The organism is Pseudoclavibacter sp. RFBG4, from assembly GCF_002931515.1.
GTDB lineage: Bacteria > Actinomycetota > Actinomycetes > Actinomycetales > Microbacteriaceae > Pseudoclavibacter.
Genome location: NZ_PSYC01000005.1, coordinates 39,640 through 61,617, shown reverse-complemented (window position 1 = coordinate 61,617; position 21,978 = coordinate 39,640). Strand labels below are relative to the sequence as shown.

Annotated in this window: 26 protein-coding genes; 11 read left to right on the top strand and 15 right to left on the bottom strand. The window is 68.9% G+C overall.

Features of this window, described 5'->3' with window-relative positions; translation table 11 throughout:
* Positions 1–92 precede the first annotated feature (92 nt).
* Together C5E10_RS01525 and C5E10_RS01520 are read left to right on the top strand one after the other, a co-directional pair.
* Positions 93–974: a MurR/RpiR family transcriptional regulator gene (locus tag C5E10_RS01525; RefSeq protein ID WP_258070952.1), complete on the top strand. Its 882-nt coding sequence runs from the start codon at positions 93–95 to the stop codon at positions 972–974.
* 165 nt (positions 975–1,139) lie between these two features.
* Positions 1,140–3,143 carry a glucose PTS transporter subunit IIA gene (locus C5E10_RS01520; protein ID WP_219820305.1) on the top strand — a complete coding sequence of 668 codons (2,004 nt, stop codon included), beginning with the start codon at positions 1,140–1,142 and terminating at the stop codon, positions 3,141–3,143.
* Between the two features lie 19 nt (positions 3,144–3,162).
* Here the strand turns inward: C5E10_RS01520 and C5E10_RS01515 are convergent, their stop codons facing one another.
* The gene (locus tag C5E10_RS01515; protein ID WP_104330137.1) at positions 3,163–3,486 is read right to left on the bottom strand and encodes a multidrug efflux SMR transporter; all 324 of its coding nucleotides are present in this window, start codon (positions 3,484–3,486) and stop codon (positions 3,163–3,165) included.
* Positions 3,486–3,866, bottom strand: coding sequence for a multidrug efflux SMR transporter (locus tag C5E10_RS01510; RefSeq protein ID WP_104330136.1), 381 nt, complete (start codon positions 3,864–3,866; stop codon positions 3,486–3,488). Before C5E10_RS01510 ends, C5E10_RS01515 begins: the two co-directional genes overlap by 1 nt.
* A gap of 127 nt (positions 3,867–3,993) precedes the next feature.
* Here C5E10_RS01510 and C5E10_RS01505 point away from each other — a divergent pair, with 127 nt between their 5' ends.
* Positions 3,994–4,266: a hypothetical protein gene (locus tag C5E10_RS01505; RefSeq protein WP_104330135.1), complete on the top strand. Its 273-nt coding sequence runs from the start codon at positions 3,994–3,996 to the stop codon at positions 4,264–4,266.
* A gap of 166 nt (positions 4,267–4,432) precedes the next feature.
* On the opposite strand, the gene C5E10_RS01500 is transcribed toward C5E10_RS01505, so the two are convergent.
* Positions 4,433–5,128 (bottom strand): alpha/beta fold hydrolase, encoded by a 696-nt coding sequence (locus tag C5E10_RS01500; protein WP_104330134.1) that lies wholly within the window; start codon positions 5,126–5,128, stop codon positions 4,433–4,435.
* Between the two features lie 308 nt (positions 5,129–5,436).
* Between C5E10_RS01500 and C5E10_RS01495 the strand changes: the two genes are divergently transcribed.
* Entirely contained in the window at positions 5,437–6,333 is an 897-nt protein-coding gene (locus tag C5E10_RS01495) for a S41 family peptidase (protein WP_181062582.1), read from the top strand.
* Here the strand turns inward: C5E10_RS01495 and C5E10_RS01490 are convergent.
* The 3 genes from C5E10_RS01490 to C5E10_RS01480 form a co-directional block, all read right to left on the bottom strand.
* Positions 6,272–6,793 carry a hypothetical protein gene (locus tag C5E10_RS01490; RefSeq protein ID WP_104330132.1) on the bottom strand — a complete coding sequence of 174 codons (522 nt, stop codon included), beginning with the start codon at positions 6,791–6,793 and terminating at the stop codon, positions 6,272–6,274. The genes C5E10_RS01495 and C5E10_RS01490 overlap by 62 nt on opposite strands.
* A gap of 88 nt (positions 6,794–6,881) precedes the next feature.
* Positions 6,882–7,256: a DUF2834 domain-containing protein gene (locus C5E10_RS01485; RefSeq protein WP_104330131.1), complete on the bottom strand. Its 375-nt coding sequence runs from the start codon at positions 7,254–7,256 to the stop codon at positions 6,882–6,884.
* A 254-nt stretch (positions 7,257–7,510) separates the two neighbouring features.
* On the bottom strand, positions 7,511–9,025 hold the full coding sequence (locus C5E10_RS01480) for a dicarboxylate/amino acid:cation symporter (protein ID WP_104330130.1): 1,515 nt from the start codon (positions 9,023–9,025) through the stop codon (positions 7,511–7,513).
* Positions 9,026–9,300: 275 nt separating this feature from the next.
* Between C5E10_RS01480 and C5E10_RS01475 the strand changes: the two genes are divergently transcribed.
* Positions 9,301–10,917 (top strand): DHA2 family efflux MFS transporter permease subunit, encoded by a 1,617-nt coding sequence (locus tag C5E10_RS01475; protein WP_104330155.1) that lies wholly within the window; start codon positions 9,301–9,303, stop codon positions 10,915–10,917.
* Here the strand turns inward: C5E10_RS01475 and trmB are convergent.
* Positions 10,895–11,635: a tRNA (guanosine(46)-N7)-methyltransferase TrmB gene (trmB, locus tag C5E10_RS01470; RefSeq protein WP_104330129.1), complete on the bottom strand. Its 741-nt coding sequence runs from the start codon at positions 11,633–11,635 to the stop codon at positions 10,895–10,897. The two genes, C5E10_RS01475 and trmB, sit on opposite strands and share 23 nt — an antisense overlap.
* A 169-nt stretch (positions 11,636–11,804) precedes the next feature.
* On the opposite strand from trmB, the gene C5E10_RS01465 reads away from it, so the two are divergent.
* Positions 11,805–12,188 (top strand): hypothetical protein, encoded by a 384-nt coding sequence (locus tag C5E10_RS01465; RefSeq protein WP_104330128.1) that lies wholly within the window; start codon positions 11,805–11,807, stop codon positions 12,186–12,188.
* Here the strand turns inward: C5E10_RS01465 and C5E10_RS01460 are convergent.
* From C5E10_RS01460 to C5E10_RS01445, 4 genes are all read right to left on the bottom strand, one after another.
* Positions 12,185–12,718 (bottom strand): MarR family winged helix-turn-helix transcriptional regulator, encoded by a 534-nt coding sequence (locus tag C5E10_RS01460; protein ID WP_181062581.1) that lies wholly within the window; start codon positions 12,716–12,718, stop codon positions 12,185–12,187. The two genes, C5E10_RS01465 and C5E10_RS01460, sit on opposite strands and share 4 nt — an antisense overlap.
* A 115-nt stretch (positions 12,719–12,833) precedes the next feature.
* Positions 12,834–13,550 carry a response regulator transcription factor gene (locus tag C5E10_RS01455; RefSeq protein ID WP_104330126.1) on the bottom strand — a complete coding sequence of 239 codons (717 nt, stop codon included), beginning with the start codon at positions 13,548–13,550 and terminating at the stop codon, positions 12,834–12,836.
* Complete coding sequence (locus C5E10_RS01450; protein WP_104330125.1) at positions 13,544–14,860, bottom strand: sensor histidine kinase; 1,317 nt, start codon at positions 14,858–14,860, stop codon at positions 13,544–13,546. Before C5E10_RS01450 ends, C5E10_RS01455 begins: the two co-directional genes overlap by 7 nt.
* Positions 14,861–14,926: 66 nt before the next feature.
* Entirely contained in the window at positions 14,927–16,393 is a 1,467-nt protein-coding gene (locus C5E10_RS01445) for a YdiU family protein (protein WP_104330124.1), read from the bottom strand.
* A 271-nt stretch (positions 16,394–16,664) separates the two neighbouring features.
* Between C5E10_RS01445 and C5E10_RS01440 the strand changes: the two genes are divergently transcribed.
* Positions 16,665–16,865, top strand: coding sequence for an MbtH family NRPS accessory protein (locus C5E10_RS01440; protein WP_104330123.1), 201 nt, complete (start codon positions 16,665–16,667; stop codon positions 16,863–16,865).
* Here C5E10_RS01440 and C5E10_RS01435 read toward each other — a convergent pair.
* Positions 16,841–17,599: a hypothetical protein gene (locus tag C5E10_RS01435; RefSeq protein ID WP_104330122.1), complete on the bottom strand. Its 759-nt coding sequence runs from the start codon at positions 17,597–17,599 to the stop codon at positions 16,841–16,843. The genes C5E10_RS01440 and C5E10_RS01435 overlap by 25 nt on opposite strands.
* Before the next feature lie 135 nt (positions 17,600–17,734).
* On the opposite strand from C5E10_RS01435, the gene C5E10_RS01430 reads away from it, so the two are divergent.
* Positions 17,735–18,088, top strand: coding sequence for a VOC family protein (locus C5E10_RS01430; protein WP_104330121.1), 354 nt, complete (start codon positions 17,735–17,737; stop codon positions 18,086–18,088).
* A gap of 36 nt (positions 18,089–18,124) precedes the next feature.
* On the opposite strand, the gene C5E10_RS01425 is transcribed toward C5E10_RS01430, so the two are convergent.
* Together C5E10_RS01425 and C5E10_RS01420 are read right to left on the bottom strand one after the other, a co-directional pair.
* Positions 18,125–18,397: a hypothetical protein gene (locus C5E10_RS01425; RefSeq protein WP_104330120.1), complete on the bottom strand. Its 273-nt coding sequence runs from the start codon at positions 18,395–18,397 to the stop codon at positions 18,125–18,127.
* 59 nt (positions 18,398–18,456) lie between these two features.
* Positions 18,457–19,032 (bottom strand): hypothetical protein, encoded by a 576-nt coding sequence (locus C5E10_RS01420; protein WP_146080116.1) that lies wholly within the window; start codon positions 19,030–19,032, stop codon positions 18,457–18,459.
* A gap of 240 nt (positions 19,033–19,272) precedes the next feature.
* Here C5E10_RS01420 and C5E10_RS01415 point away from each other — a divergent pair, with 240 nt between their 5' ends.
* On the top strand, positions 19,273–20,001 hold the full coding sequence (locus tag C5E10_RS01415; RefSeq protein ID WP_104330118.1) for a DUF554 domain-containing protein: 729 nt from the start codon (positions 19,273–19,275) through the stop codon (positions 19,999–20,001).
* Positions 20,002–20,018: 17 nt separating this feature from the next.
* Here C5E10_RS01415 and C5E10_RS01410 read toward each other — a convergent pair whose 3' ends face one another.
* A complete protein-coding gene (locus C5E10_RS01410) occupies positions 20,019–21,374 on the bottom strand; it encodes a carboxylesterase family protein (protein ID WP_104330154.1) in 1,356 nt (451 codons plus the stop codon).
* Positions 21,375–21,569: 195 nt separating this feature from the next.
* Between C5E10_RS01410 and rpmB the strand changes: the two genes are divergently transcribed.
* Positions 21,570–21,806, top strand: a complete 237-nt coding sequence (gene rpmB / locus C5E10_RS01405; RefSeq protein ID WP_068483927.1) for a 50S ribosomal protein L28 — start codon at positions 21,570–21,572, stop codon at positions 21,804–21,806.
* Entirely contained in the window at positions 21,806–21,976 is a 171-nt protein-coding gene (gene rpmG / locus C5E10_RS01400; RefSeq protein WP_068483925.1) for a 50S ribosomal protein L33, read from the top strand. The genes rpmB and rpmG overlap by 1 nt, the downstream gene beginning before the upstream one ends.
* The last annotated feature ends 2 nt before the right edge of the window (positions 21,977–21,978 follow it).

Sequence of the window (21,978 nt, the reverse complement as noted above, 5' to 3'; positions counted from 1 at the left end):
AAAGTACACGAGATGCAGTGGGTAAGTAAATAAACTTCCCCGGCGCGGCGTGGTGGAGCCTCGCTACGCTGTCCTCGGAAAGCAGGTGGATCGTGAGCACCCAAGGCACTGAGGCGAACTCTCGCACTGTACTGGTCGAGCTTCGGGCGCTGATGCCCTCGCTCCGGCCATCGGAGCGTCGCATCGCCGAGGCGCTTCTCGCCGACCCCGAGGGATTCGCATCGAAGTCGATGGCGGAGATCGCGGAGCTCGCCGACACCTCGACGACCACGGTCGTGCGGTTCACGCGACGCGCCGGATACGCGCGCTTCCGCGATCTGCGCCACGACCTCACCGAGCAGAACCTGCGAGAGCGCCTCGCCTCGAGCGGAGGGGTCGCCCCGGCGGCAGACATCTCACCGAGCGATTCGCTCGCCGACGTCGTCGCCAAGATCGCGATGAACGAGACGCTCTCGATCGCGGACACCGCCGAGGTCCTCGATATCGACTCCCTGGCGGCTGCCGTCGCGGCCATCGCAGGCGCCGCCCGTGTCGACATCCACGGGATCGGGGCGAGTTCGGTGGTCGGCGTCGACCTGCAGCGCAAGCTCTCTCGAATCGGGCGGATCGCCCTCGAGTGGCCGGAGGCCCATGCGGCATGGACGGCCGCGGCTGTGCTGGACGATCGGTCTGTCGCGATCGCCATCTCGCACTCAGGCGAGACCGCTGGGGTGGTCGAGTTCCTCCGCATCGCGAAGTCGACGGGAGCGACGACGATCGCGATCACGAACCATGAGCGGTCATCGCTTGCCGGTCTCGCCGACGTCGTCCTGCGTACCGCTGCGAGGGAGACCCCACTGCGTTCCGCGGCGCTCGGCAGTCGTATCGCGCAGCTCATGGTCGTCGACTGCGTGTTCACCGGGGTCGCGCAGGTCGACTACGAAGGCTCTGTCGCGGCCATCGAGAAGACGCATCGGGCGGTCCCGCGGGGCTGACGTGCTGCGACGAGCGTGAACGAGGCTGCAGGGCCCTGTTGCGCCGTGGTGGATCGCGCTGGCTCACGCTGGCTCACGCTGGCGAGGGGAACTTTTTTACCTTTTCTTTGTTCATCCTGGTACTGTTCTTCAAAATTCGAGCAACGTCGCGAGAAGAGGATGCCCATGAGCGCAAACGACGATCTCGCCAGCGAGCTGCTGAAGCTGCTCGGTGGCCCAGGCAACATCGCCGGCGTCGAGAACTGCATGACGCGGATGCGGGTTTCCCTCGTCGACCGCGACCTGGTCGACGACGGCGCGATCACGTCGCTCTCCGGCGTGCTGGGCGTTGTCGATGACGACACCTACCAGGTCGTGCTCGGACCAGGCAAGGTCACCAAGGTGACCGACGGGTTCCGTCGAGCGCTCGGTGCCTCGGGCGCTGACGCCGAGGCCCTCGCCGCGCGTGGCGCGGCCATCAAGGCTGGTCAGAAGCAGCGCAACAACACCCCGTTCAAGAACTTCATCCGCAAGATCGCCAATATCTTCGTGCCGCTCATCCCGGCGCTCATCGGAGCCGGCATTGTGGCCGCCGTGCGCGGGCTCCTCGTCAACTGGGTCACGGTCGGGACGGCTCCTGAGTTCGTCGAGGCGGTGGTTCCGGCTCTCACCGTCATCGGCTCGGCGTTCTTCGCGTTCCTGCCGATCTTCGCTGGCATCAATGCCGCCAAGGAGTTCGGCGGCACACCCGCGCTCGGTGGCGCCGTCGCGGCGATCATCGTCTTCGCCGGCATCAGCGACGTGCAGTACAGCCTCCCCGTCCTGGGCGACATCGTGCTCGCACCCGGGCAGGGCGGCGTCATCGGGGCTATCTTCGCCGCGGGGCTCTGCGCCTGGATCGAGCGCAGCCTGCGCGGGAAGATCCCGGATGCGATCGACATCCTCGTCACGCCGACGCTCGCACTCCTCATCTCGGGGCTCGCGACGATCTTCGTGTTCATGTTCGTCGCGGGCAACATCGCGAGTGCCATCGGCACGGGAGCGATCTGGCTGCTCGACAACTCCGGTCTCCTCGCAGGCTTCGTGCTCGGCGGGCTCTTCCTGCCGCTCGTGATGCTCGGCCTCCACCAGGCGCTCATCCCCATCCACGCCACGCTCATCGAGCAGGTGGGCTTCACGCCGCTCCTCACGATCCTCGCCATGGCGGGAGCGGGACAGGTCGGCGCCGCGCTCGCGATCTACTTCAGGCTGAACCGGAACAGGTCCCTGCGGACGACGATCAAGGGTGCCCTCCCAGTCGGCATCCTGGGCGTCGGGGAGCCGCTGATCTACGCGGTCACGCTGCCGCTGGGTCGCCCCTTCCTCACTGCCTGCCTCGGCGGTGCCGTCGGCGGTGCAGTCGCTGGGGCCTTCAACCAGTTCGCGGGTGCCTTCGGCGCGACGGCGATCGGCCCCTCTGGGTGGGCGCTGCTGCCGTTGCTGCAGAGCGACAACGGGCAGGGGTACGCGATCCTCGCCTACGTCGTCGGGCTCCTCGCCGGGTACATCTCCGGTTTCCTGATCACCTACTTCTGGGGCTTCACGCCGGCGCTCCTTGCCGAACACAACGCGGATCAGGGCGACGAGGAGAACAAGCTGCTCGGCGACGAAGCCGCGCGGGAGGGCGCTGCGGCCACGGCTGGCGTGACCGGCGGGGCTGCTGGCGTTGCTGGCGTTGCAGGCCAGCGCATCGACGTCCTCGCCCCGGTCGAAGGAACGGTGATCCGCCTCTCCGATGTCGAGGACGAGGCGTTCTCCGCGGGCACGATGGGTGACGGCTTCGCGGTCGAGCCGACGTCCGGCGACTTCCGCAGTCCCGTATCCGGAACCATCACGGCGCTGTTCCCGACCGGCCACGCGTTCGGCGTCACGACCCCCGAAGGGCTCGAGGTGCTCGTCCACATCGGCCTCGGCACCGTCGACCTGCACGGCGAGGGGTTCGACCTCAAGCGAGCGGAGGGTGACATGGTCGAGGCCGGTGACGTGATCGTCGAGGTGGATCTCGACGCCGTGCGTGCCCGGGTCCGCTCGCTCGCCACCCCCGTGGTGGTGCTGAACGGTGCGGCATTCCCGATCGTGGAGCGCCGATCCCATGGCGGCCCGCCGCTCACCGTCGAAGCGGTTGCCGCCGCCACGTCAGCCCGAAGCTGAAGCGTGAGGTGGCCGGTGCTCAGTGCTGGCCACCCACCTCGACGAGCAGCACCCCGGCGCCGATGAGGGCGATGCCGGCCGCCATCATCCACGTGAACGGCTCCTTGAAGATGAAGTGGCTGAGCACTGCGGTGAGTGCGACGCCGACGGCCGCCCAGATGCCGTAGGCGACGCCGAGCGGTACCCCTTGCGCCAAGGTCAGCGACAGCAGCGTGAAGGCGGTCACGTAGCCGGCGACGACGGGGAGATACCAGAGTCGGCTCCCGTCGACGGTCTTCCGCAGGGAGAGTGTGCCGCCGACCTCCGTCAGGATCGCACCGGCGAGGAAGAGCCAGCCGAGCATCAGGCGGACACCCCGTCGGCCCTCTGCGTCTGATCCTTCAGTCGTTCGGCGCGGTCGTGCGCGCGCTGCGATCCCAGCTCGACGAGCAGCACGCCGCCGATGATGAGCACGATGCCGAGGCCCATGAGCGCGGTGAGCGGCTCGGCGAAGAGCAGCGCCGACAGCAGGGCGGTCAGGGCGACCCCGAGGGCGCCCCAGATGCCGTAGGCGACACCGAGGGGCAAGCCGGCGCGAAGCACGAGCGCGAGGAACGCGAACGAAGCCAGGTACCCGGTGACGACCACGAGGTAGAGGGCGGGAGCATCCAGTGCGCCCTTGAGCGAGAGCGACGCGGTGACCTCGCACGAGATCGCCGCGGCCAGCAGCAGCCATTTGCGCATGCGCGGATTCTCGCAGGTTCGCGTGGCGGGCAGAAGCGGCGGCTCCCGGGGCTCTCGGACCTGGGCTCGATAGCGTGGGCCGGAAGTGGCAAGCGGTTCGGGGCGGCGACAGAGCGGAGACGGTGGCATGGGGGACACAGCGAGCGGCAGGTTCGAGCGTCTGCCGGAGCGGGTCGACCCGAGTGAGTACTCGATCGATGTTCCTGCGTCCGACCCGGCGAGCGTGACGGAGCAGGTCCCACCGGCCGGGTCACCGGAGCTGATCGCCGCGACGCAGCTCGCGCAGACATCGAGCAGCATCGGCGCGCGGCGACGTCCGCAGATGCGCATCGGTGTCACCGTGCTCGCGGCTGTCCTGGGCGGAGTCGCGCTGCTCGCCGTCGTGCAGATCCTCTTCTAGCCCCCTGCCCCTTCTCTCCCTCCTCTTCTAGCCCCTCCTTCTACCCCGCTCCTCTTCTAGCCGCTCCGTGTTCGACCCGGTGACGTCGACCCGACAACGTCCAGCCGGTGATGTCTGCCCGGTGAGGTTGACCCGCCGGTGCTCGGGATGCGGCGTCTTGTCGTTGTCAGTCCGTCACGGCGTCGACGACGGCAGCGGCGAGCTCCGCGGGCTTCGTGAGCTGCGGCCAGTGGCCCGTCGGGAGTTCGACGATGCGCACTGCGCGTGCGCGAGCGAGTTCTGCCACGTAGGGGTGTCCGCCCTCCATGAACTGCCGGAGCAGTGGTTCCGGCATGGTGCTGGTGATGACGACAGCTGGCACGTCGTAGCGGCGCTCGTCGCTCAGCTGCTGCTTCTCGGTCGCGACGCCGGCGGGTTCGGGCACGGCGATGGCCTCGAGCCGTTTCCAGACCTCCTCGGTCATGTCGACCAGCTCGGGCTCTCCGAAGCCGCTGCGGACGGGCAGCGGGAGGGTGGCGCCGGACACTTCCAGTTCGTCGTTGATGACGCCGCCGTCTGCGAGCGGGCCGGAGTCGACGTACACGACTCTCGCGACGCGATCTGGTCGCGCATCCACGACGCCGTAGGCCACGGCTCCGCCGCCGCTGTGCCCGACGACCGCGACGTCGCCGTCGATCGAGTCTACGAGCGCGATGACGGCCTCGATGTGGGTGCGAAGGCCGACGCCGGCTTGGTCCTCACCGGGGCCCTTGCCGGGCAGGGTCAGCGGATGCACGGTGTGGCCAGCCGCTTCGAGGGCCTGCGTGACGGGGGCCCAGGAACCGCCCGTGAGCCAGAAGCCGGGAATGAGGATGATGTTCATGCTGCGACGCTAACGGCGACCACCGACAAAGTCGGGCGAGGCTCGATGACGTCCGCCGAGAATCTGGGGGAGTCGGCCCGCTCACTCGCTCATCACGTGCACGTTCTCGGCACGTCCACGGTCTCTGCTCGCCGCGGCCCCGCTGACGCGAATCGACGAGATCGTAGGGTGGAGGCATGAGGAGCGTCGCCCGCAGAGGCCAATGCTCGCGAAGTCCGCGCGCCAGCGTCTCGCTTGCCGTGGTTGCCGCACTCGTTTTGGGGCTCTCCGGGTGCTCCGCAGCTCCGGAGCCGACGCCGAGTCCGCCCGTGCCAGTGAGCCCGGCCGCGCTCGTCGAAGAGGCCGCGCACATCCTGGAAGAGCACGGCCTCTACTCGGGCGGGGACTGGTCGCTCGAACGGGATGCCCTCATCGCGGCGGGCGCGCAGGCGGAAGACCTCGAGGAGGCGTACGAACTCATCGCGGCAGCTGCCGGCGACGCCGGAGGAAGGCACGCGAGGTTCCTCCCCGCGGATGAGCGGGATGCTCTGTATGCGGAAGCACCGAGCGCCCCGCCGACGGTCGAGGCGACGGACGGGCGCACCGTCACGATCACCCTGTCGGCGATCGGGCATGACGGTCAGCTCGCCGAGGAGTATGCGCGCGCCGGTGTCGAGGGGCTGGCCGCGCTCGCGGACACGGAGACGTGCGGCTTCGTCGTGGACCTGCGCGGCAACTGGGGCGGCAGCGCGTTCCCGATGCTCGGCGCGGTCTCGCCGCTCTTCGACACGAGCGACGTCGCGGGATTCGTGGATCGGGACGGCACACACGGCGCGATCACCGTGACCACGGAGAGCGCGACTTCAGATGACGGCTACGAGCTGCGCTTCGATGCAGAAGTGGACATCGACACGAGCGTCTTCGACGGCAAGCCGGTCGCCGTCCTGCAGGATTTCTCCACCGCTTCCGCCGCTGAGATGGTGCTGGCCGCGTTCACCGGGCAGAGCAACGTGACGACCTTCGGGGAGAAGAGCAACGGCCTCGCGACCGGCGTCGACGGCTTCATGCTCGCCGACGGCTCCGAGATCCTCCTCACCACCTCCCGATACACGGACCGAACCGGCGCGGTCGTGCCGGAGCCCATCCAGCCGGACGTGTCCGCGCTCACGGGTGAGGCCCCGGCGCTGGCCCACGACTGGCTTGCGGGGCAGTGCGCGGCAGTCTGACTGCGGCCCGGCCGCGCCCGGCGACCAGCAGCGCCACCACCACGATCAGCATCAGGTGCACGACGGAGGCGGTGCCGCCCCTGGTCAGCCAGCCTTCGACCCACGGGGCCGGTCCGGTGTTGAGGTCCAGCACCTCGAAGCGCTGCGAGAGCATGACGAAAGCCGCACCGACCAGGACAGCCGTTGCAGCTGCGAAGCCAAGCCGCAGCGCGAAGCGGGCGGCAGGGTCCAGACTGCGCACGGCTCGGGTGAGGATGAGGAGCGCGCCGCCGCTCACTCCGGCGATGAGCGCCAGTTGGAGGAGCCCCGGGCCGGGTGCTGTCACGCCGCTGAGCCGGTTGTCGAGGCCGAACACCGCCCCGCCGGCAAGTCCACTCACCTGAATCGTCAGGTACCCGACGAGCAGGACGTACGTGACGCTTGCGGCTGCCCCTCCGATCGACCAGAGCGCGTTCTTCATCCGGGTCCTCCGTCTCGCTCGTCCGCGAATCCGACGAGCCAAGCAGGAGAACCTCCGTGGCCTTTGCGTGACCGGTCGGAGCTATCGGCTATGGGTGGCTGGGGTCTTCGTCTGCCCTGCCCGATTCGCTGGCCGCCCGTCTCGACGACAGGTGCCGCTCCCGCATCGCGAGGAACAGCGGCAGGGCGAACGCGAATGCCACGCCGAAGCAGAGGACGTACACCCACAGGCGCCGCATGCCCTGGCGGCGGCCCTCGACGATGATGAACACGACGCCAACCGTGGCGGCGACGAGCACGTCGATCATGATCGACGTGACGGCGGGACCGCTGCCGAAGTAGTCGCCGACGAAGGCGCTGCCCTCCATGCCGGCGATGACGTTGAACGTCCACGTCACGGCTCCGCCGACGATGGCGAGCAGGAGGTAGATGATCGCGAGGGGAGTCCAGGTGGATGCGCGCATGTGGCAAGAATCGCATGCCCGGCCCCGCGCATCCCGAGCCCCTTCCCGGCCCGCGATGCGAGTCCCGCGCCCGAGGGCTGAGTTGTGGTCGTCAAAACTCGCTGGGAACGACCACAAGTCCGCTCTCGGCGGCGGGGGATGGCTCGGGCGGGGCGGCGCGGCGCGGGCTGGCGGCGCAGACGCAGAACGGGCGCCTGCTCCCGGATGCCCGCTGGGGGTTCCGAGAGCAAGCGCCCGTTGATCGTGCGGTGCTGCTAGCTGCGGCGTTCCGCGTCCTGCAGCGTCGCGCCTTCGAACTCGTCCTGCTCGGGGTCAGAGGTCGAGGCGGTGGAGCGCTTGATGGTCTCCTCCACCTCCTCGTCGGTCTCGTCGGAGAAGGCGACGTCACCGCGGGGCGCGTTGTAGAGCTTCTCGTTGAGGATGCCCTCGCGCTTCGCGACGATCATCGGCACGAGTGCCTGGCCGGCGACGTTGGTCGCGGTGCGGCCCATGTCGAGGATCGGGTCGATGGCGAGGAGCAGGCCGACGCCCTCGAGGGGCAGGCCGAGCGTCGACAGGGTGAGCGTGAGCATGACGGTCGCACCCGTCGTGCCGGCCGTCGCGGCCGAACCGACGACGGAGACCACCACGATGAGGATGTACTGCATGATCGACAGCTCGATGCCGAAGAACTGGGCGACGAAGATCGCCGAGATGGCCGGGTAGATCGCTGCGCATCCGTCCATCTTCGTGGTCGCACCGAACGGCACGGCGAAGGATGCGTACTCGCGGGGCACGCCGAGGTTGCGCTCGGTGACGCGCTGCGTGAGGGGGAGCGTGCCGATGGAAGAGCGGCTCACGAACGCGAGCTGCACCGCCGGCCACACGCCGGAGAAGAAGCGGCCGACCGAGAGGCCGTGCGCCTTCACGAGGATCGGGTAGACGACGAACAGCACGAGGGCGAGGCCCACGTAGATGGCGATCGCGAACCAGGCGAGGCTCGTGAGCTTCTCCCAGCCGTAGTCGACGACGGCGCTCGCGATGAGCCCGAGCGTGCCGAGTGGGGCGATGCGGATGATCCACCACAGGACCTTCTGGATGACCGCGAGGGCAGAGGCCGTGAACTCGAGGAACGGCTCGGCGCGCTTGCCGAGGCGAAGGGCCGCGATGCCGATGACGACAGCGATGACGATGACCTGCAGCACGTTGAACGCGATCGTCGAGGTCACGTCGCCCGTCTCGGCGTCGACGCGCGAGCGCACGCCCATGCCGAGGAAGTTCTGCGGCACGAGGCCGGTGAGGAAGTTCCACCAGGTGCCGACTGAGGAGGGCTCGCCCGTCTCGAGCTGCGACTGGTCGACGCGGTTGCCCGGCTGGATGGTGACGCCGAGCGTGATGCCGATCGTCACGGCGATGAGTGCCGTGATGCCGAACCAGAGCAGCGTCTGGCCCGCAAGCCTCGCCGCGTTCGTCACGAGGCGCAGCTGCGCGATGCTCGAGATGACGGCGGTCAGGATGAGCGGGACGACGGCTGCCGTCAGGATCGTGACGTACGAGCTGCCGATGGTGTCGAGTGTCGCCGCGAGCCCGTTCGGGTTGCCTTCAGCGTCGTCGCCGAGGTTGCGGGCGACGAGTCCGAGGACAACACCCAGAACGAGGGCGGCGAGGATCTGGAATCCGAACGAGGTGAGGAGCTTGCGCGCGCGGCTCTTGGGGCGCGGCGTGTCCTCTGCTCCGGTGGCGTTGGATGCCACCTCGGAGGTGGGGGTGCCTGGGGTGTTGGCCGACATGGAAGATCTCCCGATGCGATTTCTCAGCTCGCGAGATTTCTCACGAACTGAGCGAGGCTACGCCTGGACCATCGGTCTGGCCAGGGTGTGACGCTTCGTGACACGCAACAAATGGTGCTCCGGGGGATGTCATGAACGGTCAGGGAGGGAATGAAACGGTTGCATCCCTGATTCATCTCCGCCCCGAAAGTAGTTAAACAATTGAGCAAAATTCCAGAATCGCGGGCGTAGTCTCACCTCGTCCTCCTCGTTTCCCTGCGGAAGAAGTGAGCATCATGGCGGAGACAGCGCGTCGTCGGTGGGTTGGTCTGGTCTTCATCAGCGTCGCGGTCGCGCTCATCATCGTCGACTCGACGATCGTGAACGTCGCCGTGCCGTCGATCGTGACGGAGCTCGGCATCACATCGACCGAGGTCCAGTGGGTGCAGGAGGCCTACACGCTGGTGTTCGCGTCGCTGCTGCTCCTGTTCGGCAGCCTCGCCGACCGAGTCGGGCGACGGCGGCTGATGCTGATCGGGGTCGTGATCTTCGCGCTCGCCTCCGTCGCCGCCGCGCTCGCGCCGACCGGCGGGCTGCTGATCCTCGCCCGCCTCGTGCAGGGTGTGGGCGGCGCCATGATCCTGCCGACCACGCTCTCGATCATCAACGCGACCTTCCGCGGCCGTGAGCGGGGCATCGCGTTCGCCGTCTGGGGGTCGACGATCGGCGGCATGGCGGCCGTCGGGCCGCTCCTCGGCGGCTGGCTCACGACAGCGTTCTCGTGGCGGTGGGCGTTCGGCATCAACGTGCCACTCGGCATCATCATCGTCGTCGGCGTCCTGCTCTTCGTGAACGAGTCGCGGGAGCCGACGCAGAAGCGCCTCGACCTCGTCGGCGCGGCCCTCTCCGTGGTCACGTTCGGGGCGCTCGTCTTCGGGCTCATCGAGGGGCGCACCTATGGCTGGTGGGCGGTCAACGAGACGTTCACCATCGGGTCGTTCGAGTGGCCCCTCCCCATCTCGCCGGTGCCGGTGGCCTTCACCATCTCGGCCGTGGCGCTCGCCCTCTTCATCGTGCGGGGCGTGTCCCGTTCCCATCGGGGCGAGTCGACGCTCCTCGAGTTCTCCCTGTTCCGCATCTCGTCGTTCCGCAACGGCAACGTGGCGGCGCTTGTCGTCGCCCTCGGGGAGTTCGGCATCATCCTGTCGCTCCCGCTGTGGCTGCAGTTCGTGCTCGGCTTCGATGCACTGCAGACAGGGTTCGTGCTCCTGGCGCTCGCGGCCGGTTCGTTCGTCGCGAGCGGCTTCGCGGGGGCGAGCAGCGGCAAGGTCAGCGCGGTGGTCATCGTGCGCGTCGGCATTCTCGCGGAGATCATCGGCATCGCCTGGGCGGGGTTCATCATCGCCCCGGATGCGCAGTGGGGCTGGCTCATCCCCGCCTTGTTCGTGTATGGCTTCGGCGTCGGGCTCGCCACGGCACAGCTGACGGGGGTCGTGCTGCAGGATGTGCCCGTCGAGCTCTCCGGGCAGGGGTCCGGCACCCAGTCCACGTCCCGGCAGGTGGGCTCGGCGCTCGGCGTCGCCATCCTGGGCACCATCCTGTTCACCACGACCGGAGCCTCCCTCGGCGCTTCGCTCGACGACGCCCAGGTGCCGGCCGAGCAGCGAGATCAGGTCGTCTCGGCGGTCGTCGATTCTGCCGGCGGCGCGATCGCGGGCCTCGGCGAGAACCCAGCCACGGCCGACTTCGCCGACGACGCCAAGGCCGCGCTCTCCGATGGCACCCGAGCGTCAGCGTTCACCGCCGCGGCGTTCCTGGCCCTCGGACTCGCCGCGACGCTCCGGCTCGGATCGGGGAAGCGAGAGGACGAGGAGTCGTCGCAGGCCGAAGCTAGCCCGCCGTCACGTAGCTGAGGTCGTGGATTCGCCTCCCGGCCTTCTCCGCCTTCCGCTCGAACACCGTGAGGGTCCTGCCTTCGAAGCGCGGGGCCCAGGCGCCCGGGTGCTCGCTCGTGAACTCGGGAGCCGCATCCAGCACCTCGCGCATCTGGAAGGCGTAGTCCTCCCAATCCGTCGCGAGCCGCATGCGGCCGCCGGCGCGCAGGGACCTTGCTGCGACGGCGCCGAAGCCATCGCGCACCAGCCGACGCTTCGTGTGCTTCGCCTTGTGCCACGGGTCGGGGAAGAAGATCCACAGCTCCTCGACACTGCCCGCGGGAAGCATGTGCTCGAGCACCTCGACGGCGTTCGCCTCGACGAGTCGCACGTTCGAGAGCCCCGCGTCCTCGACCCGCCGAAGGGTGCGCGCGAGACCCGCGACGAACACCTCGACCGCCAGGAAGTTCCATTCGGGATGCGCGGCGGCGGCCGCCACGACCGCCTCACCGGTGCCGGAGCCGACCTCGACGACAAGCGGCGCATCCCGGCCGAACAACTCGGCCGGGTCGACCCGGAACGTGGGGCTCACGGAGAAGTCCAGCTCCGCGCGCTCGACCTCGACGAGGTACTTCGGGCCGAGCGACTCCCACGATGTCTGCTGGCCGTCGGTGAGGCGGCCGCTGCGTCGCGAGAACGAGAAGATCGGTCGATGCGAGGGGTGCTGCGCCGGCTGGGTGGTTGCTTCGTCTGACACCCGACCAACCTAGGCGATGCGAGCGGCGGCTTGAGAGTCCGCCCCTTCGAGGCTTCCGACGCGGCAAAGTGTGCCAGCCTCCGCCGTGGGCGGCCAGTAAGGCGGTGAAGGCTCCGCTGATGGTGGATGCTGGGGAGTGGAAGCGATCACCCCGGTTCGGAGGTTCAGGATGCCGTATCGCAGCAAGGAAGTGCTCGAGTCATGGGCCCGCGAGTTCGAGGGGCTCGGCTATGTCGAGCCCGGGGTCGTCAACGTCATCGTGCAGGACGGCGACGAAGGGCACGACACCGGCCTCGTCCGGGTGCAGCTGACGCACGTGCCCACCGACGTGTACCTGCAGCCGGGCACGCGGGAGAGCCCACGCTGGTCGGTCACCATGGAACCGCGCGAGCACACGCTGCACCTGTCTGCCGCCGACGTGCATGCGCTCTCGCAGGAGCTCGCGGTCGTCTCAGCGCTCTGCACCTTCCTGCAGGCGAAGTCGATCGTGCTGGTCGCCGAACTCCACTCGCAGCCTGGGCGCACTCCCGTGTCGGCTGAGGCGACCTCCTAGCTCGGGTCAGGTGCGCCGGCGCCGGCGTCTGTGCTCGACGCGTTGCCGACGCTGAGGGCGTGCGTCAGCAGCTCCGCCAGGCCCAGGAGCGTCTCTGGCTCGGCCTCGGCCGCGATGGCCGCGGCGAGACCACGGTCGAATTCGCCGAGCCGATTCCACGGCTCCGCATCGAGGTCGACCAGGACGGTCAGCAGGCTCGCGCGGCGGTCGCTCGGGTCGGTGTCACGATGGATCGTGCCTCGCTCGATGAGGCGGTCGCAGAGGGTGGAGACGCCGGCCGATGTGAGCCCGAGGTGCGCGCGAAGAGCGCTGGGCCTGGCACCCGGGTTCGCTGTGAGGTACGCGAGCGCACGAGCATCCATCTCGCCGATGCCGAGTGAGCGGCGCGCCTCGTTCTGCGACGCGGATCGTGCTGCGGCGTACTCGGTGAGCGCCATGCTCAGCAGCAGCGCCGGACTCTGCCCGTTCGTCGGGCTGGGGCTCTGGCCGTCGTCCTGGCCGTCGCGCGCGGCGGCAGAGATGTTCGGCATGGCAGCGCTCCCCTTGATCTCCGTGGTGCCGCCCAGAGTACACGCAGGGAGCATGCGGCCACCCGTCACGGACAGGCGCCGTCCAGCCCCCGGTCAGGCGCCTCCAGCCCGTCGCTCAGACTCGGCCGGCGGCGTCCCACTGCAGGGTGAGCAGCGCGAGCTGGACGCGGTTGGTGACGTGGAGCTTCGAGAACAGGCTCGCGAGGTGCGTCTTGACCGTCGCCTGGCTGACGTAGAGCGCGGCAGCGATCTCTGCGTTGGTCATGCCCTGCGCGACGTAGCGCGCGATCTCCCGCTCTCGGCTCGTGACGCTCGCGAGGAGCTCGTCGCTGTGCGCGTCGCGAGCGGGGCGTTGACCTGTGCCGACGCTGTCGCCGTGGTGAGGGCCGTCCTTCGAGCCGCTCGCCGCCGCGCGCACCAGCCGGTCGAGAGCGCTCGGCGAGAAGACGGCCTTGCCTTGGGCGGCGTCGAGAACCGCCCCGACGATGTCCTCCGGTGGGGCGTCCTTCAGCAGGAAAGAGACCGCGCCTGCCCGAAGCGCATCCAGCAGGAACTCCTCCGTGTCGAACGCTGTGAGCATGACGACCTTCGCGGTCGAACCGGAGGCGGTGAGTCGCTCGACGGCGTCGATGCCCGTGAGCCCGGGCATCCGAACGTCCATGAGGATCACGTCCGGGTGCTGTTCGGCGGCGAGCGCGAGCGCCTCTTCCCCGTTGGTGCCCTCGCCGACGACGCGGATGCCCTCTGCGCCATCGATGAGCAGGCGCAGGCCGAGGCGGATGCCCGCCTCGTCGTCGACGATGAGCACGCGGATGCTGTCGGGGTTCACCACGGCAGCCTCACCTCCACCACGAAATCGCCGCCTGCCGGGGCTCCTGCCTCGAGCGTGCCGCCGACGAGGTGGATGCGCTCCCGGGCGCCGATGAGTCCGTAGCCGGTCCCCGGCGCGGGAGCCTGCCCCTGCTGCACGGCGTTCGACACCGAGATGGCCATCTCGGTGTCGCCGCCGGCGAGCTCGACCTGCACCTCCGCTCCCGGTGCGTGCTTCCCGGCGTTGACGAACAGCTCGGAGAGGGTGCGGTGGAGCGCGCGCACGCGCTCCTCGGAGAGCTTCGAGAGGTCTCCGGGCCCGATGGTGAGCCAGGTCACCTGAGGGGGTGCGTGTGCGGGGATGCCGTCGACGAGGAGGGACGCGAGCGCGTCCAGGTCGGGGAGCGGCGTGTCGCCTCGGCCGGTCTCGCTCGGCTCGCGCATGCCCTGCAGCACCTCCCGGAGCTGTGTGTTCGCTCGCGCAGCGGACTCGCGAACCGTGGCGGCCGTCTCCCTGACCAGCTCGGGTGACAGGTCGCTGCGGTAGGCGAGCGCGCCGGCCTGCGTGGCGACGACCGCGAGGTCGTGGGAGATGGAGTCGTGCATGTCGCGGGCGATGGCGGCGCGCTCCTCGGCGCGTGCGCGCTCGATGTCGGAGGCCCGACTCTGGGCCAGGGCCGCGCGTTCGCGCTCAGCCGAGGCGGCCTGGGCCCGCAGGGACGTGATGAGCGCGGCTCGCGTGCCCCGGGACCGGCCGAAGAGCAGGGCGATGATCGTCGAGAGCGCGACGACGATGATGTAGAAGATCGGCGCGTCCATGGGCGCGCGGCCGGTGATGCTCGATTCGAACCAGTCCCAGAGGATGCCGCCGACTACGACGATCGCGACGGCCGCGACATCCATGGGCAGCGAACGCCTGGCTCCGAGCCGCATGACGGCGACGAGCCAGGCCGCGAAGGCCAGCGAGCTCGCCATGCCGACCGCGACGATCCACAGGTTTCCGGCGCGCGACCCGCGAACCGGGCCGATGGCGATGCAGGCCGCGAGGCCGACGACCACGTTCACGATCAGGAACCCGAGGAACGCGCCAGATTCCGAGTCCGTTGCGGGATCCTCCACCTGGAGCGCGAGCGTGAGTACGAACAGGAGCGCCCCGCCGAGGAACGAGCCGAGCGAGATGGTCACCGCGCGCATCCACGGCTTCCAGCGTCGGTTCTCCACCAGAGCTTCAGCCGACCGCAGGTCGCTCTGCGTCAGCCCACCCGCCGTCTCCACGCCGTCGAGGGCCAGCTCGTCCACGAGGGGCGGAGCTTTCGGCAGCGGAACGGTCATGCAGCGAGTCTAGGAACCACCACCGACATGCGGATCGGCCGTTCGATTGAACTCCGGCAGCCCGACTCAGGTGCCGCAGAAGGTGCGGTAGGCGCCGAAGTCCGTCGGCGCCCCGGCCTCGTAGCGCTCGCGGCCTGCTCGGACGTCGTAGGGACTGGTCACCACCTCGAGGAGATTGGCGAGCGGCTGGAGGTCGTCGGCGTCTGCGGCGGCGAGGGCCTCCTCGACAAGATGGTTGCGAGGGATGTACACGGGGTTGACCTGGTCCATCGCGCCCGCGTTCGGCGCGAGCGCCAGCCAGGCCTGCGCCCAGGTTCGGAACGAGGGGGCAGCCTCACCGAACGCGGCGAGGGCGGGTGCGCGGTCGCCGCGCGCGTACACGCTGAGCGCCCGGAAGGTGGAGGTGGAGTCGGCCCCGCTCTTCTGGAGCAGCGCGAGCAGCTCGGCGACGAGGCGACCGCTCACCTCCGAGTCGACCTCGTCGCTGAGGCCGAGCTTGCGCCGCATCCCCGCGTTCCAGGCGCCCTCGTAGGCAGGGCCGAACGCCGAGACGCTGCGCTCAGCAAGAGCAATGGCCTCGTCCTCGTCCTCGGCGAAGAGCGGCAGGAGGGCTTCCGCGAACCTCGCGAGGTTCCAGGCAGCGGCCGGCGGCTGGTTCCGGAAGGCGTACCGCCCGCGGTGATCGATGGAGCTGAAGACCGCATCGGGGTCGAACGCGTCGATGAACGCGCACGGCCCGTAGTCGATCGTCTCGCCCGAGATCGTCATGTTGTCCGTGTTCATGACCCCGTGCACGAAGCCGACGAGCATCCACTGCGCGACGAGCTTCGCCTGCGCTGCCACCACCTGCTCGAAGAATTCGAGGTACGGGGCCTCGGCGCCCGCCACGGACGGGTAATGCCGAGCGATGGCGTGGTCGGCGAGGCGACGCAGCAGCTGCAGGTCGTCGGTGGCCCGCGCGTACTGGAACGAGCCGACGCGCAGGTGGCTGCTCGCCACCCTCGTGAGCACCGCACCAGGCTCGACGTCGTCGCGCTGGACGTGGTGCCCCGTCGCGGTCACCGCGAGCGCGCGAGTCGTCGGGATGCCAAGGGCGTGCATCGCCTCGCTCACGATGTACTCGCGCAGCATGGGACCGAGCACGGCGCGCCCATCGCCGCCGCGAGAGAACGGGGTGCGGCCGGAGCCCTTGAGGTGGATGTCGTGCAGCCGTCCGCGCACATCCGTCACCTCTCCCAGGAGCAGCGCACGGCCGTCGCCGAGGCGCGGCGAGTACTGCCCGAACTGGTGGCCCGCGTAGGCCTGCGCGACCGGGGTGGCCCCTTCGGGAACGGAGGTGCCGAGCAGGATCGCGACGCCGTCCTCCGAGCGGAGGAACGCCGGCTCGAAGCCGAGCTCCCCGGCGAGGTCCTCGTTGAGGAGCAGCAATCGCGGCGCAGGGGCTGGTTCGGCCTCCCACGGCACGGCGAGCTCGGGGAGCTCGCGCGCGAAGCGATTCCCGAAGAGGAGGCCCTCGTGCGTTGTCGCAGTCATGCGGGACACAGTAGGCGCAGCGGCGGGGTGCTGCGTGGGAGCGCGCGGCTGGGTGGCGCTGAGAGCTGCGATCGGCAGGCCGCCTCGAGGGTAGGTCGCCTGCCTACTTCACACGCCACTCATCGGCGCCGGGCGTACGGTCGCGCTCCCATGCCCAGCCCCCGCAGCGGCACAGCGCCACGCTCCTTCTCGGAGTCCCACAGAACGCTGAACCGAGGTCCGGAATGCACGACAGACGCGACGTCCACGCCAACCGCACCCCCCTCCGCGCGTGGTGAGCGCCTGGGAGGACTCGGGCGAGCAGGTGTTCGTGGTCAGGAACGAGCACCGGCAGCATTCGCTGTGGCCGGACTTCGCCCAGACCCCCACCGGGTGGGTCCGCGTCTTCGGCCCGGCGACCGCGGAGGACTGCCGCGCCTACGTGGCGAGACAACCGCCGGGGCGCGACTACCGGACCTCTTCGAACTCGTAGATGCCAGCAGGCCCAAGGGCAAGCAGCTGCTGTCGGTACTCGTCCGAGAAGAGCTCAGGCTCGATGCCGAGAATGTTGCGATTCAGCTCGACGTCCATCCGAGCGGTGACGAGCCCCTTGTCGTTCTCCATCCAGACGGACAGGATCGCCAGGTTCGACGTGCAGAGCTCCGCGTAGGAGTACTCGACGAGCTCCGGTGCGAAGGATGCGCCCTCCGCTTCGATGCCGGCCGCGGCGGCCTCCACTTCCGGTGATGCGTCGCGCAGTGCCGTCCATGCGGCTGCCGCCTCGTCGCCGGCCTCCGCGGATCCGACGACGAAGACGGTGACCGTGCCGCGCGGGCTGGGGTCGGCCGCGACGTCCACGTTGTCGAAGCCGCCGACCGCATCGGGGAGGAGGAAGAGCAGCTCCTGCTCATACGCCGAGATGCGCGTGTACAGGTCAGACGACGTCGTGCCCGCGGGAAGGTCGATCCACTTCGCATGCTGCGTGAGGCACTGCGTCATCTGCACAGGCACCGGCTGGTGGGTCATCTCCTGCATCGAGATGCCCTCGAGCGACGCCTGGGAGGGGGCCGTCTCCGAGGGCGCCGACTCGACGCCAGCGCTCGCGGTCTGCGCCGGGGTGGATGCGGAACCCACGACGCTCGGGGCGTCCGCGGGCGCGCATCCGCCGAGCAGCACCGCGAGCGCGGCGCAGACGATCGTCGCTGGAGTGAGACGGCGAGAAGGCATGCACCGACCCTACGAACCCGGCGGCCCGCATCCGGTCACGGAACCATATCGACGCTCATCGCGAGCATCACGATTCGGAATCGGCGCATGGCGCCCCTCGCGCATCGACGGCTACATTCGGAGCACCGAGCCAGCATGCCCACCGGGGAGAGCACCGTGATCCTGACCTTCCAGTTCCAACCCGTCGACGACCTCGAATCCGCCGTGCAGCACTACCTCGACCTCGGATGGGAGGAGGCGTGGCGCGAGGGCGAGCACACGGTGTCACTGCAGATGCCGGAGCTCGAGATCGAGCTGATGCTCGACGACGAGCCCGGTTGGGGTGCAGCCGGCCCCATGTACTTCGTCGACGACGTGGATGCGTGGCGCGCCGAGCACCCGACGGTCGTCACTGGCGAGCCCCGCGACATCCCAGGCGGGAGGGTCGTCGAGGTCTCGGCGCCCGGCCACACCTACTACGTGTTCTCGGTGATCGAGCCCGGGACATGACCTCGGCCGCAGCGATCCGCCCAGGTGTCAGCTGACTCAGACCGTCCCGACGGGCCGCACCGTCGCGGTGAAGCCCCAGAGCCCGGTCCATGCGCCGTTCTGGTTGTAGAGCGCTGTACACGTGGACGTGATCCAGTGTCCGCGCTGCGCGAGCGACGCTTCCTTCGCGTCGCAGTCGTCGAGGTAGATGAATTCGTATCCCCGGGTCTGCACGGGGGAGGCTTCGGCAGCCGTGGCTGCGACGGTCGGTGCCAGGACGAGTGCTACGCCCGCGGCGAGGCCAGCGATGGTCTTCGTGAGCATCTTCATCCCACCAGGCTAGGAGCGCCGACCGGCAAGCTGAAGGGTAGAAGTCCCCTCTCCCTGGATCAGACCTCGCCTTCGCCAGTGCACTCCAGACGGTAACCGGACTCACAGGTGAACGGGTCGTCGCCCCGCAACCAGACCTTCCCGGTGTACAGGCACAACGGTGCGTTGTAGGGCATGTCGATGCTGCCGCCGAGGATGAGCTCTGCTCCCGGCGGCAGGTCCAGCGTGTACAGGCCGATACCGGTTTCGATGGCGATCGTCTCGAAACTGACGCACGCACCACTGGCGAAGGCGTGGCTCCAGGATGCCGTCTCCGGCAGGAACGGAGTGAACTCCGTGAGCTCTCCGAACGTGTCCTTGACGGTGAAGGTGACCGGCTCGCTTGACGAGTAGTGCCGCAGCTCGACGCGTTTTCCAACGTCGGTGAGATTCCGAATGCCGACCACGTAGATGTCAGGCGAGTAGTCGACGAACGTGAAATCGACATTGCACACTCCCCTGCTGAAGTCGTTGCAGCCGCCACCGGTGCCGGCACTTGCTGCCGCTCGCGGCGCCGCCGACGCGACGGCAAGCACCGGGACGCCCCACACTCCGGCGTGCAGCAGGCCGCGACGATCTAAAGTTGCATCGGTCATGAGAATCCCCCCGAATCCGCGAGACCTCCCCCCTTCGATGCGTCGGCGTCGAGGCCCCGACGCTGAGTCTGTCAAGATTCTCAGCAGCGGGTGAGCCCAGCGTGAGTTAACGAATATTCTTCAACCTGTTGAGGAATCTATCTCTTTCGCTGGATCAATTTCGGCACCGCGGCAGCCGCTCCAGCAGGATCGAGGGGCTCGCGATTCGGAAACGGCGCGCGGCATCGTGATAATCGGACCGTGATCATCGGGTCCGGGACGCTCTTGAACGTCGCACTCATCCTCGTCGGCGGCCTGCTCGGCATCCTCCTCGGCGACCGCCTCAAGGATCGGACGAAGGCGACCGTCACCGCCGTCCTCGGGCTGTTCGTGATCGTCCTCGGAGGGATGAGCGTCGCCGACATGGGCTCTCAGGCGCTCGCGGATGCGGCTGGTCCGTTCGCGATGATCGTCATCCTGCTGTCGCTCGTGTTCGGCGCGCTCTTCGGCTCCTGGCTGCGCATCGAGGACCGGCTCGAAGGTGTCGCCGGCTGGGTGCGACGGCGCCTCACCTCGGACGCGAACGGCGACGGACGGTTCGTCGACGGGATGGTGACCGCGACGCTGCTCTTCTGCGTCGGCCCGCTCTCCATCCTCGGATCCATCTCCGACGGTCTGGGACTCGGCGCCGACCAGCTCTACGTCAAGGCCGTGCTCGACGGCTTCGCTGCGATGGCCTTCGCCTCGACCTTCGGGAAGGGCGTGCTCTTCGCCGCCATCCCGGTCGCGATCCTGCAGGGCACGTTCACCCTCGTGGGGTTCCTCGCGGGCGACGTCTTCAGTGACGCTCAGATCGACGGGTTGTCGGCGGTGGGCGGCCTCATCCTGATCGCGCTCGGCGTGCGCCTGGTCCCACTGAAGCCCATCCCCGTCGGCGACCTGCTGCCAGCGCTGGTCATCGCCCCTGTGGCCCTGGCCTTCCTCTCCTAGCGGGCCGCGGGATGCGGTCAGCGCTCGCGGGTCGTGAGGCGCCGGAACGTCGCAACCCTGGGAATGCTGTCGGCGTCGGTCGGCAAAGCCCCGCGGGCGAAGTCGCCCCAGACGGCGCGCAGTCGCTTGCCCTCGCGATCTATCTCGGCCCAGCTCGCGCCCCGAACCAGTGGCGCCCGATGCCACGTCTTCTCGCTGCCGAAGAGCAGCGGAAGCTCGATCATGTGGCAGGCACCCCACACGTTGTGCGGCGCCTTCCAGCTCACGACGTACGTCGATGCCCGGCCGCCGGCGCGCACGTGCCGCTTCGCGAACGTCGCCGCGTCGCGCCGGTAGACGAGCCACGTGAGCGCGCCGACAACGGCCTTCGTGAGCGGCTTCCCGACGATCGGCAGCTCGCTCAGGCGCTTGGTGGCCGGGATGCGCGGCACGAAGAGGAGCGCCTCCTCCGAGGTGAAGCCGATGAGCAGGTCGATCGCCGCGGCGTTCGCGTCCCGCCCGGCGAGCACGCCGGCATCGTCGGGCAGGGGATCCTGGCCGTGCTGCGGGCTGAACGACATCGCGCCCTGCAATCCGTACGCGGACGAGGCACGCAGCGCGGCTGCCTGCGCGCGCACCATCTCGCGCACGGGACTCGCCGCCGTGAGGTCGCCCGTCGCGTCGAGCATCCGGCCCTGCATCTCCTCCCTCCCGCCCGCCACATTGAGGGGCGCGCTCTGGATGATGGCCCGCCGGAACAGGCTCGGCGCCTCCGGCAGCGCCATCAGCTGCACGATCGCGTGCGCGCCAGCCGACTGCCCGTAGGCGGTCACCTGACGCGGATCGCCGCCGAACGCCGCGATGTTGCGCTGCACCCAGCGGAACGCCTCGAGGATGTCGAGCAGCCCCAGGTTCGCGGGGCGTGCATCCGTGCCCCCGAGGAACCCGAACAGGCCGAGTCGGAACGTGACGTTGACGGCGACCACACGCTGCTCGGCGACGATCGGTGCCGGGTCCATCGCCGCGGCGTCACCGGCGGCAGAGACGTACGAGCCGCCGTGGATCCACACCATGACGGGCAGCTGCTCCCCGGGCCCCACATCATCGGGCAGCGTGATCGACAGCCGCTGGCAGTCCTCGTCGACGCCGAGCTCGTCGATGCCGCTCCCCAGCACCTCCTCGAGCACGGGCATGGGCGCCTGCGGGCACGCGGGCGCCCAGCTCGTCGCCGCGAACGTCTCGCCGTGGTCGGGTTCTGCTCGAGGGGCCTCGAATCTGTCGGCCCTGGCGTAGCGGATGCCCGTGGCCCGAACGACCTGCCGGCCACCTGGCCAGTCCTCCATCCAGCCGGTGATCGGGCCGCAGGGAGGGGAGAAGCCGGGGGAGGAGACCATGCTCGAGTCTTGCATCCCGTCTCGGCGCTTCTTCCAATGCAGGCTTGCGCTTCCCCGGGCGTGTCGCCTAAGCTCGACCCTTGGTGCGCCGGGGTTCCCCTCTGGCGCGACCGTGTTGGTGTGCAACCGCCATCGACGCAGACAAGAGATCTTGGGCGGGGCCTTCTGGTTCCCGCGGTATCTACGGAGGAAACAATGGCAGCAGTGTGCCAGGTGACCGGGGCGGTTCCCGGATTCGGTCACAACATCTCGCACTCGCACCGACGGACCAACCGTCGGTTCGACCCGAACATCCAGAAGAAGAAGTACTTCGTGCCTTCCATGAAGCGCACGATCACGCTGACGCTTTCGGCTAAGGGCATCAAGGTCATCGACGCACGCGGCATCGAGTCCGTCGTCGCTGAGCTTCGTGCGAAGGGAGTCAAGTTCTAATGGCGAAGAAGAGCCAGGACGTACGTCCGATCATCAAGCTCCGCTCCACCGCTGGAACGGGCTACACCTACGTGACGAAGAAGAACCGTCGCAACACGCCTGACCGCCTCGTGCTGAAGAAGTACGACCCGGTCATCCGCAAGCACGTCGAATTCCGAGAGGAGCGCTAAAC

Coding starts and splice junctions, on each gene's coding strand:
- C5E10_RS01480 (WP_104330130.1), bottom strand. CDS start 9,025: ATGTCGGCCAACACCCCAGGCACCCCCACCTCCGAGGTGGCATCCAAC.
- C5E10_RS01460 (WP_181062581.1), bottom strand. CDS start 12,718: ATGCCGAACATCTCTGCCGCCGCGCGCGACGGCCAGGACGACGGCCAG.
- C5E10_RS01485 (WP_104330131.1), bottom strand. CDS start 7,256: ATGCGCGCATCCACCTGGACTCCCCTCGCGATCATCTACCTCCTGCTC.
- C5E10_RS01465 (WP_104330128.1), top strand. CDS start 11,805: ATGCCGTATCGCAGCAAGGAAGTGCTCGAGTCATGGGCCCGCGAGTTC.
- C5E10_RS01425 (WP_104330120.1), bottom strand. CDS start 18,397: ATGAAGATGCTCACGAAGACCATCGCTGGCCTCGCCGCGGGCGTAGCA.
- C5E10_RS01475 (WP_104330155.1), top strand. CDS start 9,301: ATGGCGGAGACAGCGCGTCGTCGGTGGGTTGGTCTGGTCTTCATCAGC.
- C5E10_RS01490 (WP_104330132.1), bottom strand. CDS start 6,793: ATGAAGAACGCGCTCTGGTCGATCGGAGGGGCAGCCGCAAGCGTCACG.
- rpmB (WP_068483927.1), top strand. CDS start 21,570: ATGGCAGCAGTGTGCCAGGTGACCGGGGCGGTTCCCGGATTCGGTCAC.
- C5E10_RS01510 (WP_104330136.1), bottom strand. CDS start 3,866: ATGCGCAAATGGCTGCTGCTGGCCGCGGCGATCTCGTGCGAGGTCACC.
- C5E10_RS01435 (WP_104330122.1), bottom strand. CDS start 17,599: ATGCCTTCTCGCCGTCTCACTCCAGCGACGATCGTCTGCGCCGCGCTC.
- C5E10_RS01450 (WP_104330125.1), bottom strand. CDS start 14,860: ATGACCGTTCCGCTGCCGAAAGCTCCGCCCCTCGTGGACGAGCTGGCC.
- C5E10_RS01520 (WP_219820305.1), top strand. CDS start 1,140: ATGAGCGCAAACGACGATCTCGCCAGCGAGCTGCTGAAGCTGCTCGGT.
- C5E10_RS01445 (WP_104330124.1), bottom strand. CDS start 16,393: ATGACTGCGACAACGCACGAGGGCCTCCTCTTCGGGAATCGCTTCGCG.
- C5E10_RS01515 (WP_104330137.1), bottom strand. CDS start 3,486: ATGCTCGGCTGGCTCTTCCTCGCCGGTGCGATCCTGACGGAGGTCGGC.
- C5E10_RS01430 (WP_104330121.1), top strand. CDS start 17,735: ATGCCCACCGGGGAGAGCACCGTGATCCTGACCTTCCAGTTCCAACCC.
- C5E10_RS01505 (WP_104330135.1), top strand. CDS start 3,994: ATGGGGGACACAGCGAGCGGCAGGTTCGAGCGTCTGCCGGAGCGGGTC.
- C5E10_RS01500 (WP_104330134.1), bottom strand. CDS start 5,128: ATGAACATCATCCTCATTCCCGGCTTCTGGCTCACGGGCGGTTCCTGG.
- C5E10_RS01410 (WP_104330154.1), bottom strand. CDS start 21,374: ATGGTCTCCTCCCCCGGCTTCTCCCCTCCCTGCGGCCCGATCACCGGC.
- rpmG (WP_068483925.1), top strand. CDS start 21,806: ATGGCGAAGAAGAGCCAGGACGTACGTCCGATCATCAAGCTCCGCTCC.
- C5E10_RS01420 (WP_146080116.1), bottom strand. CDS start 19,032: ATGACCGATGCAACTTTAGATCGTCGCGGCCTGCTGCACGCCGGAGTG.